The 15,115-nt window shown below is 73.0% G+C and carries 13 protein-coding genes, 2 tRNA genes and 1 pseudogene; 13 read left to right on the top strand and 3 right to left on the bottom strand.

Annotation, left to right across the window (positions count from 1 at the left end; all coding sequences use genetic code 11):
• Positions 1–62: 62 nt before the first annotated feature.
• From rsfS to ACH4SI_RS26510, 12 genes and pseudogenes are all read left to right on the top strand, one after another.
• Entirely contained in the window at positions 63–503 is a 441-nt protein-coding gene (gene rsfS / locus ACH4SI_RS26565) for a ribosome silencing factor (RefSeq protein WP_055552914.1), read from the top strand.
• A complete protein-coding gene (locus tag ACH4SI_RS26560) occupies positions 500–1,153 on the top strand; it encodes a histidine phosphatase family protein (RefSeq protein WP_398300246.1) in 654 nt (217 codons plus the stop codon). Before rsfS ends, ACH4SI_RS26560 begins: the two co-directional genes overlap by 4 nt.
• A 121-nt stretch (positions 1,154–1,274) precedes the next feature.
• Positions 1,275–1,347 (top strand) — tRNA-Ala (locus ACH4SI_RS26555).
• A 313-nt stretch (positions 1,348–1,660) separates the two neighbouring features.
• Entirely contained in the window at positions 1,661–1,819 is a 159-nt protein-coding gene (locus ACH4SI_RS26550; protein WP_358617751.1) for a hypothetical protein, read from the top strand.
• 5 nt (positions 1,820–1,824) lie between these two features.
• A complete protein-coding gene (locus ACH4SI_RS26545) occupies positions 1,825–2,058 on the top strand; it encodes a hypothetical protein (RefSeq protein WP_009717962.1) in 234 nt (77 codons plus the stop codon).
• 112 nt (positions 2,059–2,170) lie between these two features.
• Positions 2,171–2,243 (top strand) — tRNA-Ala (locus ACH4SI_RS26540).
• A 287-nt stretch (positions 2,244–2,530) separates the two neighbouring features.
• On the top strand, positions 2,531–5,407 hold the full coding sequence (gene leuS / locus ACH4SI_RS26535) for a leucine--tRNA ligase (RefSeq protein ID WP_398299754.1): 2,877 nt from the start codon (positions 2,531–2,533) through the stop codon (positions 5,405–5,407).
• Positions 5,408–5,525: 118 nt separating this feature from the next.
• Positions 5,526–6,245: a hypothetical protein gene (locus ACH4SI_RS26530; protein WP_398299752.1), complete on the top strand. Its 720-nt coding sequence runs from the start codon at positions 5,526–5,528 to the stop codon at positions 6,243–6,245.
• 81 nt (positions 6,246–6,326) lie between these two features.
• On the top strand, positions 6,327–7,172 hold the full coding sequence (locus ACH4SI_RS26525; protein ID WP_398299750.1) for a DegV family protein: 846 nt from the start codon (positions 6,327–6,329) through the stop codon (positions 7,170–7,172).
• Between the two features lie 791 nt (positions 7,173–7,963).
• On the top strand, positions 7,964–8,758 hold the full coding sequence (locus ACH4SI_RS26520) for a helix-hairpin-helix domain-containing protein (protein ID WP_398299748.1): 795 nt from the start codon (positions 7,964–7,966) through the stop codon (positions 8,756–8,758).
• Positions 8,755–11,247, top strand: a pseudogene (locus ACH4SI_RS26515) (ComEC/Rec2 family competence protein); the annotation flags it as partial. The gene ACH4SI_RS26520 and the pseudogene ACH4SI_RS26515, both read left to right, overlap by 4 nt.
• Positions 11,248–11,330: 83 nt before the next feature.
• On the top strand, positions 11,331–11,999 hold the full coding sequence (locus ACH4SI_RS26510) for an O-methyltransferase (protein ID WP_398300244.1): 669 nt from the start codon (positions 11,331–11,333) through the stop codon (positions 11,997–11,999).
• Positions 12,000–12,130: 131 nt separating this feature from the next.
• Here the strand turns inward: ACH4SI_RS26510 and ACH4SI_RS26505 are convergent, their stop codons facing one another.
• On the bottom strand, positions 12,131–12,376 hold the full coding sequence (locus ACH4SI_RS26505; protein WP_398300242.1) for a hypothetical protein: 246 nt from the start codon (positions 12,374–12,376) through the stop codon (positions 12,131–12,133).
• A gap of 77 nt (positions 12,377–12,453) precedes the next feature.
• Here ACH4SI_RS26505 and holA point away from each other — a divergent pair, with 77 nt between their 5' ends.
• Entirely contained in the window at positions 12,454–13,443 is a 990-nt protein-coding gene (gene holA, locus ACH4SI_RS26500; RefSeq protein ID WP_398299746.1) for a DNA polymerase III subunit delta, read from the top strand.
• 25 nt (positions 13,444–13,468) lie between these two features.
• Here the strand turns inward: holA and ACH4SI_RS26495 are convergent, their stop codons facing one another.
• Together ACH4SI_RS26495 and rpsT are read right to left on the bottom strand one after the other, a co-directional pair.
• Positions 13,469–14,419 carry a hypothetical protein gene (locus tag ACH4SI_RS26495; RefSeq protein WP_398299744.1) on the bottom strand — a complete coding sequence of 317 codons (951 nt, stop codon included), beginning with the start codon at positions 14,417–14,419 and terminating at the stop codon, positions 13,469–13,471.
• Positions 14,420–14,678: 259 nt separating this feature from the next.
• Positions 14,679–14,945, bottom strand: a complete 267-nt coding sequence (gene rpsT, locus ACH4SI_RS26490) for a 30S ribosomal protein S20 (protein WP_398299742.1) — start codon at positions 14,943–14,945, stop codon at positions 14,679–14,681.
• Positions 14,946–15,115: the final 170 nt, after the last annotated feature.

Below are 15,115 nucleotides of genomic sequence, written 5' to 3'. Positions count from 1 at the left end.
GGGCGTGAGACCCTTGGGGTTGCCAGACCCTGAGGGTCCCCACCGACCGGAAAGCCTCGCCTGTGACCGCCACGGACCGCTCCATCGAGCTCATCAACGCCGCCGCCCAGGCGGCCGCCGACAAGCTCGCGCACGACATCATCGCGTACGACGTCAGCGACGTGCTCTCGATCACCGACGCCTTCCTGCTGGCCTCGGCGCCCAACGACCGCCAGGTCAAGTCGATCGTCGACGAGATCGAGGAGCGGCTGAACAAGGACCTCGGCGCCAAGCCGGTCCGCCGCGAGGGCGACCGCGAGGCCCGCTGGGTGCTGCTGGACTACGTGGACATCGTGGTGCACGTCCAGCACAGCGAGGAGCGGGTCTTCTACGCCCTGGAGCGGCTGTGGAAGGACTGCCCGCAGCTGGAGCTGCCGGCGGACGCCGAGGCCACCCGCGGCAAGGCGGAGGAGTACGCGCAGGCGCAGGGCCCGGACGGCGGTGCGGGCGGTGAGCTGAGCTGAACGGCACCATGAGCGGCCGCGGCCGTCGCATAGTCCTGTGGCGGCACGGCCAGACGGCCTGGAACATCGAGCGCCGTTTCCAGGGCTCGCTGGACATCGAGCTGACCGACACCGGCGTCGCGCAGGCCCACCGCGCGGCCCGGTTGCTGGCCGGACTGCGGCCGGACGCGATCGTCGCCTCCGACCTCAAACGGGTCATGGCGACCGCCGCCGAGCTGGCGACCGTGACCGGGCTCACGGTCGCCCACTACGCGGGGTTGCGGGAGACCTACGCCGGTGAGTGGCAGGGGCTCACGCACGAGGAGATCATCGAGCGGTTCGGCGAGCAGTACGCGGCGTGGAAGCGCGGCGAGCCGGTGCGGCGCGGTGGCGGCGAGCTGGAGTCCGAGGTTGCCGACCGGGCGGCACCGGTCGTGCTGGAGGCCGCCGAGAAGCTGCCCGACGGCGGCACGCTCGTGGTGGTCAGCCACGGCGGCACCATCCGCACCACGATCGGGCGGCTGCTCGGCCTGGAACCGCACACCTGGGAGGCGCTCGGCGGCCTCTCGAACTGCTGCTGGTCGGTGCTGGGCGAGGGCGCGCGCGGCTGGCGGTTGCTGGAGCACAACGCCGGCTCCCTCCCCGAGCCCGTCCTCGGCGACGACGCCTAGACGACGCCCAGGGGGGGGCCTTACGGGCCGGCCGGCGGGCACCTCCCGGCTCGATTTCCTTTTCCGGCTGGTCACCGGCTATGCTCCTACTCGTTCGAAGCGCTTCGGCGCGGAGAGCGGCGGGGCTATAGCTCAGTTGGTAGAGCGCCTGCATGGCATGCAGGAGGTCAGGAGTTCAATTCTCCTTAGCTCCACAGACGGCGGCGATCCCGTCTCCCTCACCGGGAGGCGGGATCGCCGCTTTTGTGCGTGGCTGTCGGCGCGCTTTGACGTCGGCTCAACTCGACCCGGTGCCGGGGTGGCTGGGTTCGGTGCGATCTTCCTGGGTAGGTTGGACGAGACCGCATCGAGCGCGCGCCGCTCGGCGGAAGTGGCGGTGCGTGCGGGGCGCTTGTGAGTCTGGTGAGGCGTCTGTTGCATCTCCGCTGACCTGGGCGTCGCCCCGTGGCAGAATCGGACAGCCGGCGGGGGCGCAGGCCGATAGTCCGATGGGGAGGGACGGGTGGGATGCCGACCAGCATCCTCGACGCGTTCGAGGACCTTTCCGAGACGGCTCGGGAGGGCATCGAATGTCCGTCCTGCGGCTCCGGCCATGTGGCTCAGGTGCTCGGCGACAACGGCGGTGTTTCCTACGTGTGTACGGCCTGCGGCCACAGCTGGAGCTGAGTGACATGGGAGCACACAGCCGGAAATGCGACTGGTGCGGCGGCGGCACACCCATCGTCCGCGACATGGAACCGCTCAACTCCGATTACCAGTACTGGTGCGCGGAGTGCGCCCAGGCGCTGATCATCAAGGGCGATCCGATCGAGACGTACCGGGAGCTCGAAGGCGAGCCGATCTACGGTCGGCTCCTCGAAGAGCACTGCACGCTGAAGCGTTTCTACTCGTTCGCGACGGCGTGAGGCGGCGTGAAGCGGCAGGTCGCGGGGGCTGCGGCAATCGATTTGGCTAAAGCCCGGGGCGGCCGTGTAATGTAGGCGATGCCGCCGAGGGGAACCGGGCGGAGCAAGACCTGGGGCTATAGCTCAGTTGGTAGAGCGCCTGCATGGCATGCAGGAGGTCAGGAGTTCAATTCTCCTTAGCTCCACAGTGACAGAAGTGGGCCGTCCGCTACGGATGGCCCATTCGTCGTTTCCTCACCCCCCGGCCCACCGGCCACCTCGATGCGGGTCGTCGGTGCCCTGCGGTAACCTGACCCCATGCGTGCCGTACGCCTTCTGCTTAGCGGGCCGCGCTGATCAGTACCGACCGCGATCATCTTCGGTCGGCATCGGCGCGGCGTCCCCTCCTGTGCGAGGGGCCTTTTTGTTTCACCGGACAAGAGGGAATCGGCCTGTACCGCGGGCAGAGACGACCAATGGAGCTTTGAGGATCATGAGCGAGACCAATGCCGCAGCCGAGGTGGCCGCGCCGCACCGCTACACGGCCGCGCTGGCCGCTGACATCGAGGCCCGCTGGCAGGACTTCTGGGACGCGAACGGCACGTATGACGCGCCCAACCCGGGCGGCGACCTGAGTGGTGACGCCGATGTCGTCGCCCGCCCGAAGAAGTTCGTCATGGACATGTTCCCGTACCCGTCGGGCGCGGGGCTGCACGTGGGCCATCCGCTGGGCTACATCGCCACCGATGTGTACGCCCGCTACCACCGCATGACGGGCCACAACGTCCTGCACACCCTGGGCTTCGACGCCTTCGGCCTGCCCGCCGAGCAGTACGCGGTGCAGACCGGCACCCACCCCCGGGTGAGCACAGAGGCCAACATCGAGAACATGCGGCGCCAGCTGCGCCGCCTGGGCCTGGGCCACGACGCGCGCCGCTCCTTCGCCACGATCGACCCGGACTACTACAAGTGGACCCAGTGGATCTTCCTGCAGATCTTCAATTCCTGGTACGACCCGGAGGCGAAGCGGGCACGTCCGATCGACACCCTGGTCGAGCAGTTCGCCTCCGGTGAGCGCGCCACCCCCGACGGGCGCCCCTGGGACGCGCTGACCGAGGGCGAGCGGGCGGACGTCCTGGGCGGCTACCGCCTGGCGTACGCCTCGGACGCGCCCGTCAACTGGTGTCCCGGCCTGGGCACCGTGCTGGCCAACGAGGAGGTCACCGCCGACGGCCGCTCCGAGCGCGGCAACTTCCCCGTCTTCAAGGCCAAGCTGCGCCAGTGGAACATGCGGATCACCGCCTACGCGGACCGGCTGCTGGACGACCTGGACGCGCTGGACTGGCCCGAGGCCATCAAGCTGCAGCAGCGCAACTGGATCGGCCGCAGTGAGGGCGCCCGGATCGACTTCCCGGTGCAGGACCACCCCGACGCGCAGATCACGGTCTTCACCACCCGCCAGGACACCCTGTTCGGCGCGACCTACATGGTGCTGGCGCCCGAGCACGACCTGGTCGACTCCATCGTCCCGGCCGCCTGGCCCGAGGGCACCCACGACGTGTGGACCGGCGGGCACGCCACCCCGGCCGAGGCCGTCGACGCCTACCGCAAGCAGGCCGCGGCCAAGTCGGACGTCGAGCGGCAGGCCGAGGCCAAGGACAAGACCGGCGTCTTCACCGGTGCGTACGCGGTCAACCCGGTCAGCGGCGAGCGGGTCCCGGTCTTCATCGCCGACTACGTCCTGATGGGCTACGGCACCGGCGCGATCATGGCCGTTCCGGCACACGACTCCCGTGACTTCGCCTTCGCCCGCGCCTTCGAGCTGCCCATGCGCTGCGTCGTAGAGCCCTCCGACGAGCGCGGCACGGACCCGTCCACCTGGGACGACGCGTTCGCCTCGTACGACGCGAAGATCGTCAACTCGGCGGGTGAGGGTGTCTCCCTGGACGGCCTGGGCGTGACCGAGGCCAAGGCCCGGATCACCGAGTGGCTGGAGGCCCGCTCGATCGGCGAGGGCACCGTCAACTTCCGGCTGCGCGACTGGCTGTTCAGCCGTCAGCGCTACTGGGGCGAGCCCTTCCCGATCGTCTACGACGAGGACGGCGTGGCCCACGCGCTGCCCGAGTCGATGCTGCCGCTGGAACTGCCCGAGGTCGAGGACTACTCGCCGCGCACCTTCGACCCCGACGACGCCGACACCTCCCCGGAGACCCCGCTGTCCCGGAACGAGGAGTGGGTCAACGTGGAGCTGGACCTGGGCGACGGACGCGGCCCGCGGCCGTTCCGGCGCGAGACCAACACCATGCCCAACTGGGCCGGCTCCTGCTGGTACGAGCTGCGCTACCTGGACCCGCACAACAGCGAGCGGCTGGTCGACCCCGGCACCGAGCGCTACTGGATGGGCCCGCGTGAGGGTCAGCCGCATGGCGGAGTCGACCTGTACGTCGGCGGCGCCGAGCACGCCGTGCTGCACCTGCTGTACGCCCGCTTCTGGTCCAAGGTGCTGTTCGACCTGGGCCACGTCTCGTCGGCCGAGCCGTTCCACAAGCTGTACAACCAGGGCATGATCCAGGCGTACGTCTACCGGGACAGCCGCGGCATCGCCGTCCCGGCCGCCGAGGTCGAGGAGCGCGACGGGGCGTACTGGTACGAGGGCGAGAAGGTCACCCGGCTGCTGGGCAAGATGGGCAAGTCCCTGAAGAACGCCGTCACCCCGGACGAGATCTGCGCCGAGTACGGGGCCGACACGCTGCGCCTGTACGAGATGGCCATGGGCCCGCTGGACGTCTCGCGTCCCTGGGACACCCGCGCGGTCGTCGGCCAGTACCGGCTGCTGCAGCGGCTGTGGCGCAACGTCGTGGACGAGGCCACCGGCGAGGTCACCGTCGTCGACGCGGAACCCGACGAGGACACGCTGCGCGCCCTGCACAAGGCGATCGACGGCGTCCGGCAGGACATGGTGGGCCTGCGCTTCAACACCGCCATCGCCAAGATCACCGAGCTGAACAACCACGTCACCAAGGTGCGCGAGGTGCCGCGCTCGGTCGCCGAGCGGCTGGTGCTGCTGATCACGCCGCTGGCCCCGCACATCGCCGAGGAGCTGTGGCACAAGCTGGGCCACGACACCTCGGCGGTCCACGAGCCCTTCCCGGTCGCCGATCCGGCGTACGTCGTGGACGAGACGGTCACCTGCGTGGTCCAGGTCAAGGGCAAGGTCAAGGCCCGGCTGGAGGTCTCCCCCTCGGTCTCCGACGAGGAGCTGGAGGCGCAGGCCCTGGGCGACCCGGCAGTGGTCGCGGCGCTGAACGGCGCGGGCATCCGCAAGGTGATCGTGCGGGCGCCGAAGCTGGTGAACATCGTCCCGGCCTGATCGCTCGGGGGCCGTGTGCGGGCGGGCTGGGGGTTCGTCAGGAACCCCGGGCCCGCCCGGTCCGTTTACGCTGGGAGGACAGCTGCCACCGCGGTGACCGCCGCCCGAAGGAGCGCACATGGAAGCCATCTGGATCCTGTTGCTGCTTTTCGTCCTGTTCATCGTGACCGGCGCGTATGTCTCGGTGCGGGTGGTCCGGACGGCCAAGCGCAGCCTTGACCGCACCGTGGACCAGGCCCGCCGCACGGTCGAGGACACCCGGCTCCGGGCCCGCCAGTTCTCCCGGCCGGGGCCGGCCGGTGAGCTGGCCGAGCTGCGGCTGTCGCTGCGTACGTCGATGTCCGCCACCGAGCAGGCCCTGCACGCGGTGGCGGGCCAAGACCGCTCCGTCGCGGAGTCGTTGAACCTGTTCCGGCGGCTCGGCGAGCACGGCCGTGAGCTGGACGACGACCTGAAGCGCCTGGAGCGGGAGCCCGACAAGACCCGCCTCGCCGCCCTCCTCCCCGAGCTGCGGGAGCGTACGGAGCGGATCACGCACTCCGCGGACTCGCTGCGCTGGGCGGTGCGGGAGAGGGCCCAGCGGTTCGCCCACGACGAGCTGGACGCGCTGGGGCGCGAGATCGAGATGGAGGCGGGGGCGCTGCGGCACTGGACGTCGACGCCGACACCGACGCCGACATCGACGCCGGGGTCGGAGCCGAAGCCGGACCCGGAACCCGGGGCCGAGCCGCCGTCCTCCCCGCCCTCCCTGGAGACCTCGCCCCGACCCCAGCCGTACTCCTGGCAGAAGTGGCAGAAGCCCTGGCAGGAGTCCTCCCGCCCCGAGAACACCGCCTGAACACGGGCTTACCGGTAGGGTCGGTGATCACCGGTGGGGTCGCGCTGTCGGCACGGGGCTTCCCCGGATAATCTCCCTGTCATGTCCCGCCATGTCGCGATCGTGACCGATTCAACGGCTTACCTGCCGCAGGAGGCGATGGAGCGGCATCGCATCACCGCCGTGCCGCTGACGGTGGTGCTCGGAGACCGGGCGCTGGAGGAAGGGACCGAGATCTCGGCCCTGTCGCTCGCGGAGGCCCTGCGGAAGCGCAAGCCCGTGACCACGTCCCGGCCCAGCCCGGAGACCTTCGCGGATGCCTACCGCGCGGCCGCGGCGGAGGGCGCGACCGGCATCGTCTCGCTCCACCTCTCCGCCGAGATCTCCGGCACCTACGACGCGGCGGTGCTCGCCGCACAGGACGCGCCCGTACCGGTGCGGGTGGTGGACAGCGGCATGGTCGCGATGGCGCTCGGCTTCTGCGCGCTGGCGGCGGCGCAGGCCGCGGAGGGCGGCGGCACGCTGGACGAGGCCGTCGCTGCGGCTCAGAAGCGGGCCGACGGCACCGCCGCCTACTTCTACGTCGACACCCTCGACTATCTGCGCCGCGGCGGCCGCATCGGCGCGGCCCAGGCCCTCCTCGGCTCCGCACTCGCGGTCAAACCGCTGCTCCAGCTCGACGAGGGCCGGATCGAACTGCGGGAGAAGGTCCGCACCGCATCCAAGGCCATCGCCCGGCTCGAGGAGATCGTGGTGGAGCGGGCCGGCCGGAGCCCGGTGGACATCGCCGTCCAGCACCTCGCGGCGGGAGAGCGCGCGACGGCCCTCGCGGAGCGGCTGCGGGAGCGGGTACCGGGGCTCGTGGAGCTGTATGTGAGCGAGGTGGGCGCGGTGATCGGAGCCCACACCGGACCGGGTCTGCTGGGCGCGGTGGTCTCTCCGCGCTAGCGGACTCGTCCGGGTGACGGGGTTTTCCACAATCCGTGGGTTATCCCCGGAAATCGGAGGTGATCAGCGGGGTCGGGCGAAGGTGCCTACCGTCGGGTGGCATGAGGACCCGATCACGTACCGTTACGGCGCGACCGGCCCGGGGCCGCCACCGCCGCCCCCTCGCGATGCCCTGCGCCACCGCCCACCACACCCGCGCGGCGGCCCTCTTCCCCGCCCCGACCCCACCCATCCGAAGCCCGAACGCCTGTCCTTCCGCCCCCGTTTCGACGCCAACCCCCGCCCCCAGCCCGGCTTCGGGCTCGGCCCCTAGTCCGGCGTCCGCGCGAGGCCCCGCGCAGGCTCCGGGTTCGGTGCCTGCCCCGGAGGAGGTACCCGGCCCGGGGTCGGCGTCGGCCCTGAACGAGACGCCCGCTCCGGAGGCGGCATCTGTCCCGGGGCGCGAGCCCGTTTCGGTTCCGGCCTCCGATCCGGATTCGGCGCCTGCTCGGGGCTTGGCCCGGGCCCCGGGCCTGGCATCCCCTCCGGCCCCGGCGTCCGCTCCCAGCCCGGCCCCTGCCCCGCGGCCGGCGCCCGCTCGCGGCTCGGCCAAGGCCCCGGGCCCAGTGCCCGTCTCGGGCCACGCGCCCGGTGCGGGCCGGGCACGGGTCTCAGGGGTGCCTTCGACTGTGGGGTCGGAGTCCGTCGCCGTTCCGGGGGTGGCCCCGGGCCCCGAGCCGGAGGCCGACGGGGGAGTGCCCTCGGAGCAGGGGGCAGGCAGGGCCGCACGGCGGCGGGTGCCGCGTTGGGTCGTGCCGGAAGCCGAGGACGAGAAGGCGACGGCGGACGGAGCGGACGCCGAGGAGAAAGCCGACGCCGACGGCCAGGCGCTGCGCCGCCGCGACCGGATGCGGCTGGCGTTGCGCGAACGCCTTCCGCTGTGGCTTCAGCTGCGCTGCGGCATGGAGTTACGGACCGTCGCCGCGCTGGCCGTCGCCCTTGTCGTCGCGGTGGCCTTCGCGGTCTACCACTTCTGGAGCGGCCGACCGCAGACCGTACAGGCGCCCGAACCCGAACCTCCGCGCGCGGCAGCCGGACCGACGGCAGGGGTGCGGGCGACCGTTGGGGCGGGCGGCCGGTCCGTCGTGGTCGATGTGACGGGCAAGGTCCGCCGCCCGGGGCTGCGCCAACTGCCGTCCGGGGCGCGGGTCGCCGACGCGATCAAGGCGGCGGGCGGGGCGCGTCCGGGCGCGGACACCAGCGGGCTGAACCGGGCCCGGCCCCTGGTGGACGGTGAGCAGATCGTGGTCGGCGTCCCGGCAAACCAGGCCCCGGCGAACCCCGCCCCCACCGGCCCGGCCCCCGGACCCGGACCCGGACCCGGATCCGGCCCCGCCCCAGCCGCACCGCCCGGCGGGACGATCAGCCTCAACTCGGCGACGGCGGAACAGCTCGACACCCTGCCGGGGGTCGGCCCGGTCCTGGCCCGGCACATCCTCGACTACCGCACCCAGCACGGGGGATTCCGCTCGATCGATGAACTCCGCGAGGTCAACGGCATCGGCGACCGCCGGTTCGCCGATCTCCGCCCGCTGGTCCAGCCATGACGCCCGTACGGACGGCACGGCCCCGCGCACCGGTGCACGCGGCCGCCGCCTCGCCGCGCGGGGCGTCCGATCCCCGCCAGGAGGGCCCGGCGGACCTCCGCCTGGTGCCGCCCGCACTGGCGGCCTGGGCCGCGGCGGCGATCGCGTTGGGCGCGCCGGGCCGCGCGGTGGCCGTGGTCTGCGCGGGAGCCGGCCTGGTGGCAGCCGTCCTGCTCCACCTGGCCCGTCGGCGCAGGGCCGTCATGGGTCGGGCCGGGCGGCGGACTGCGGGGGCGCTGGCGGCGGTCCTGCTGTGCGGAGCGACGGCGGGGGCGGTCGCCGCGCTGCACGCGGCGGATGTGCGGCGCGGACCGGTCCCGGCGCTGGCCGGGGAGTTTGCCGAGGCGAACGCCGAGGTGACGGTCACGGGGGATCCGAGGCTCAGCCGCCCCCGGGTGCGTGGGGCCGCGCCCGCGCCCGTGTCGGTGGTGGTCGAGGCGGAGGCCACCAGGATCACCGGGCCCGACGGCACGACGACGGACACCCGGGCCCCGGTGCTGGTGACGGTCCGCCCGGAGACCCGGCAGCGAGCGGCGTGGCTCCGGCTGCTGCCGTCCACCCGGCTGCGGGTTCACGGCCGTCTGGCCCCGCCGCTGCGCGACGGGGACCGGGTCGCGGCGGTGGTGCGCGGAGGCGGCGGGCCACCGCGCGTCATCGGGGCACCCAGCTCCGTCCAGCGGCTGGCGGGCCGGTTGCGCGCCGGGCTGCGGACGGCGACCGACGGGCTGTCGCCGGACGCCCGGGCGCTGCTGCCGGGGCTGGTCGTGGGGGACACCTCACGGGTCCCGCCGGACCTCGACGAGGCGTTCCGGGCCACGGACATGACGCATCTGCTGGCCGTCTCCGGCAGCAACCTCACGCTGCTGCTGGCGCTGCTGACCGGCCCGCCCCACCTCGCCGCGCGGGCCGAGCGGCGCGGGCTGGCCGCGGCGCTCGGTATGCGGCTCCGGACGACGGCCCTGCTCGGGGGCGGGCTCACGCTCGCCTTCGTGATCGTCTGCAGACCCGACCCCAGCGTGCTGCGGGCGGCGGCATGCGGACTGATCACGCTGCTGGCCATCGGCACCGGGCGTCGCCGGTCCCTCCTCCCGGCCCTGGCCGCCGCGGTCCTCGCGCTGCTGCTGTACGACCCCTGGCTGGCCCGGAGCTATGGGTTCCTGCTCTCCGTCCTGGCCACCGGCGCGCTGCTCACCTTCGCCCCGGCGTGGGGCGCCGCCCTGCGGCGGCGTGGGATGCCGCCGCGTCCGGCCGAGATGCTGGCGGCCGCCGCGGCGGCGCAGGCGGTGTGTGCCCCGGTGGTGGTGATGATGGCCGCGCGGGTGAGCCTGGTGGCGATCCCCTGCAATCTGCTGGCCGAGCCGGCGGTGGGTCCCGCCATGATCATCGGCTCGGCCGCGCTCGCGGCGGCCCCGTTCGCGCCTCCGGTCGCCCGGTGGGTCGCCTGGCCCGCGGGCTGGCCGGCCGAGTGGATCGCCGGGGTGGCCCGCACCGGCGCGGGCCTTCCCGGCGCGGAGGCGGGCTGGCCGGGCGGCTGGCCCGGTGGGCTGCTGCTGGCGGGCGTCACCCTGGTCGCCGTCCTCCTGGGGCGTCGCCTGCTGCGGCACCGATGGCTGTGGGCGGTCTGCGCGCTGCTCCTGCTGCTCGCGGTGGTCCGCCCGGCGCCGCTGACCCGGGTCATCACCGGCTGGCCGCCGCCCGGCTGGCGGATGGTGGCGTGCGATGTGGGCCAGGGGGACGCCCTGGTGCTGGCCGCGGGGCCCGGCACGGCCGTCGTCGTGGACGCCGGTCCCGAGCCGCGGACCGTCGACCGCTGCCTGCGGACGCTGGGCGTGGTCCGCATCCCGCTGCTCGTCCTCACCCACTTCCATGCCGACCATGTGTCCGGGCTGCCCGGGGTGCTGCGCGGCCGCTCGGTGGGGGCGATCGAGACGACCGGCCTGGCGGAGCCGCCCGGCCAGGCCGCGGCCGTGCGGCGCGGGGCCGCGGCGGCGCGGGTGCCCGTGGTGACGGCCGGGCCGGGGGAGCGGCGCCGGTGGGGCCCGCTGTCCTGGGAAGTCCTGTGGCCGGGGCCCGGCACCCCGGCCGCCGCCCCGGCGCAGGACGGCCCGAACGACGCGAGCGTGACCCTTCTGGTCCGCACGGCGGGCCTGACCCTGCTGCTCCTCGGCGATCTGGAACCGCCCGCCCAGCAGGCGCTGCTGACGGCGCATCCGGATCTGCCCCCGGTGGATGTGCTCAAGGTCGCCCACCATGGCTCGGCGTACCAGGACCCGCGGCTGATCCACCGGCTGCGCCCGCGTATCGCCGTGATCTCCGCGGGCGCGGACAACCCGTACGGACATCCGTCGCCCCGCACCGTCGCGGCCCTGAAGGCCCGGGGCGCCGCCGTGCTGCGGACCGACCGGGACGGGCCGATCGCGGTGACCGGCCCGCGGCTGCGGGCGGTGGCCGGTGGGAAAAGGGGACGTGCGGTGAGCCGAGTGTCAGTAGGTTCCAGGGGCGGACTCAGTCGGTTCCGAAAGGAAGCTCGCTCATGTCGCTCGCGCAGTGGACCAAGGTCGATGACTACTTCAACGGCCTTCTGGCGCCGTCGGATCCGGCGCTGGACGCCGCCCTGGAGCACAGCGCGGCCGCCGGGCTGCCGCCGCATCAGGTGGCGCCCAATCAGGGGAAGCTGCTGCATCTGCTGGCCCGGATCCAGGGGGCGCGCACCGTCCTGGAGATCGGCACCCTGGGCGGGTACAGCACGATCTGGCTGGCCAGGGCGCTGCCCGAGGGCGGGCGGCTGGTCTCCCTGGAGGCCGACCCCCGGTGCGCGGAGGTGGCGCGGGCCAATGTGGAGCGGGCGGGCCTTGGCGAGGTCGTCGAGATCCGCACCGGCAAGGCGCTGGAGTCGCTGCCACGGCTGGCCGAGGAGGGGCACGGCCCCTTCGACGTGGTCTTCATCGACGCCGACAAGCCCGGCAACCCCGACTACCTCGCCTGGGCGCTGCGGCTCACCCGGCCCGGCAGCCTCATCATCGGGGACAACGTGGTGCGGGACGGGGAGGTGGCCGACCCCGCCAGCACGGATCCCCGCGTCCAGGGCGTGCGGCGTTTCACCCAGCTGATCGCGCGGGAGCCCCGGTTGACGGCGACGGCGGTGCAGACGGTCGGCGAGAAGGGGTACGACGGCTTCGCGCTGGCCCTGGTCACCGGGTAGCGGACGGGGGCCGCTTCAGGCCGGCGCCCCGACGCCCCGACGCCCCGACGCCCCGACGCCCCGACGCCCCGACGCCCCGACGCCCCGACGCCCCGACGCCTCTACGCCCCGGGGCCTCTGCGCCCCGACGGTCAGTCGGTCTCCAGCCAGCCCTCGTACTCCTCCGCGAAGGCGTCCAGCGCGGCCGCATCCAGCCGCGCGGCCGGGTCCTCGACGACCACCAGCCACTGGGCGTCCTCGGCGTCGTCCTCACCTGCCAGGGCGTCGCGCACCAGCTGGGGCTCTTCCGCGACGCCGAAGCGCTCGGGCAGCGCCTGGGCCACCTCCTCCGCCGCGTCGCGGTCGGGGAGCACCAGGACATGCCGTACGCCGTTCAGTCCTCCATCGATCACCGGAACATTGTCGGCCATGGCGAAGACCGGGCTGTCGGCGGTCCGTGGGATGCTGGACCGCGATGGCCAGGAAGACGACGACCGACGACCCCCTCGCCCCGGTGACCCTCGCCGTGGGCCAGGAGGACCTGCTGCTCGACCGCGCCGTGCAGCAGGTCGTGGCGGCGGCCCGCGCCGCGGATCCCGACACCGATGTGCGCGACCTCACGCCCGACGCGCTCCAGCCCGGCACCCTCGCCGAGCTGACCAGCCCGTCGCTCTTCGCGGAGCGCAAGGTCGTGGTGGTGCGCAGCGCACAGGATCTGTCGGCCGACACGATCAAGGACGTGAAGGGCTATCTCGGCGCCCCCGCCGAGGAGATCACCCTGGTCCTGCTCCACGCCGGTCAGGCCAAGGGCAAGGGGCTGCTCGACGCCGCCCGCAAGGCCGGGGCGCGCGAGGTCGCGTGCCCGAAGATGACCAAGCCCGCCGACCGGCTGGCGTTCGTCCGGTCGGAGTTCCGCGCCATCGGCCGGTCCGCGACGCCGGAAGCCTGCCAGGCGCTGGTGGACGCCATCGGAAGCGATCTCCGCGAGCTGGCCAGCGCGGTGTCCCAGCTCGCCGCCGATGTCGAGGGCACGATCGACGAGGCCGTCGTCGGCCGCTACTACACGGGCCGGGCCGAGGCGTCCAGCTTCACCGTCGCCGACCGCGCCGTCGAGGGGCGGGCGGCCGAGGCGCTGGAGGCGCTGCGCTGGGCCATGGCCACGGGCGTGGCACCGGTGCTGATCACCAGCGCCCTGGCCCAGGGCGTCCGCGCCATCGGCAAGCTCGCCTCCGCCCCGCGCGGCGCCCGCCCCGGCGATCTGGCCCGTGATCTGGGCATGCCGCCCTGGAAGATCGACCGGGTGCGGCAGCAGATGCGCGGCTGGTCGGCGGACGGGGTGTCGATCGCGCTGCGCGCGGTCGCCGAGGCCGACGCGGGCGTCAAGGGCGGTGGCGACGATCCGGAATACGCCCTGGAGAAGGCCGTCGTCACCATCGCCCGTGCCGCCCGCGCGGGCCGTCCCTAGTTCCTGGACAGCAGCGGCCTCGGCTCTACTCCTTCATCTTCGCCAGCGTTGCCCTGGCGCTCTTCTCGAGCATCTCGGTGGCCTCCCGCGACGACATGGCGTCGGCGCTCGATGAGCTGGAGACGTACTCCGACCACGTCGCCTGGTAGGTCATCCAGCCCTCCCGCACGCCGAGGATCACATACGCCCCGGTGTTGCTGCTGCCGGTGTTCTGCTGGGTGACGACGTACGCCTCGTCGCCGAGGTCGTCCACCTCGCTCACCCGGTAGGTGTAGCTGGACGTCCGCTGGTCCTCGTAACTGCGGTACTGGGCCTCGAACTCCGGCTCCGGGTCGGTCTTCCGGTGCAGATCGGCCGTCGTGGAGAGCCATTCCGAGGTGTAGTCGCTGCTGGACGCGTCGGTCGGCTCGAAGTCGATCTGGCAGGTCATCGAGTCCAGGGCCGGGTCCCGGGAGGCGCTGTGCCGCGGATTCGACGATCCGCTGGTGTCCTTCTGCTCGTAGCCGGCGTCCTCGACGGCCTTGAGGTCGGTCGAGGCGCACAGATTGCGCGTGTAGCCGTAGCCCGCGAGGTCGGCCTTCGGCTCGCCCCCGAAGCCGCCTGTCGCGAACACCACGCCCGCCCAGACCGCCGAGGCGACGACCACCCCGCCGAGCGCCCACAGCCAGCCCTTCCCGCCCCTGCTCCCGCCTCCGGCGCCGCCGCCGGGCGGGGGCGGCGCGGGAACGGCGTACGGCCCGTACTCGCCACCCACCTGCCCAGTGGGCCCAGCAGGCATCGCGGGCACCCCCGGCATGGTCGGCTGCGCGTACGCCGGGGCGTGCGGCGAAGGCTGCTGCGGATGTCCGTACGAGCCGGGCGGCGGCGCGCCCTGCTGAGGCGGCGGCTGAGGCTGAGGGTTCTGCTGGGGCGGAAGCGGCGGCTGAGGTGGCTGCGGCGGCCCGTACGTATTGGGTGTCTCCCCCGGTATCGACATGACGTGAACATACCCGAAGAAACCTCGGAAACCCCGCGCTGCGCAGGCACGATCCGGATACGGCACCGGAGCGGCACCGGATGCGATAAAGGGGTCCGGACACAGCAATGCCCCCGGAGTGGGCCCGGGGGCATTGAACGTAGCGTGGCGTACTACGAAGGCTGTCCGTGATCCGAGGTAGAGGGCTCGGACGTTCCCCACGGCGGGGTGGGGCGATGCGTCGCCCCGGTGGGTCACCCGTGCGGGTGGCCCGGAAGGGTCAGCCCTTGAGGCCGGCGACCTGCTGGGCGATCGCCGACTTCTTGTTGGCGGCGTTGTTCTTGTGGAGCACGCCCTTGCTGACGGCCTTGTCGAGCTTGCGCGCGGCGGCGCGGGCGGCGGCGGTGGCCTTCTCGGCGTCACCGGCGGCCACGGCCTCGCGGGTCCGGCGGATGGCGGTCTTCAGCTCGGACTTGACGGCCTTGTTGCGCTGACGCGCCTTCTCGTTCGTCTTGTTCCGCTTGATCTGGGACTTGATGTTCGCCACGTAAAGAGCCTTCGCAGGTTCGTTGGTTTTCGCTGTCTGTGGTGCTTCCGCGTCCCGCGCGAGAGGGGCGCGTAAGACACAGTCGGCCAGATTACCAGCAGCGCTGGGCGCCTCCCAAACCCGGAAGCGGTTGCCGTTCATGGGACCATGGAGGAACTGAGAACACCGAG

The sequence above is a fragment of the Streptomyces sp. NPDC021212 genome (assembly GCF_044332925.1).
In the GTDB taxonomy this organism is placed as follows: Bacteria; Actinomycetota; Actinomycetes; order Streptomycetales; family Streptomycetaceae; genus Streptomyces.
Note: the sequence above shows the minus strand (reverse complement) of the source record. Positions and strands in the feature narration are given on the sequence as shown.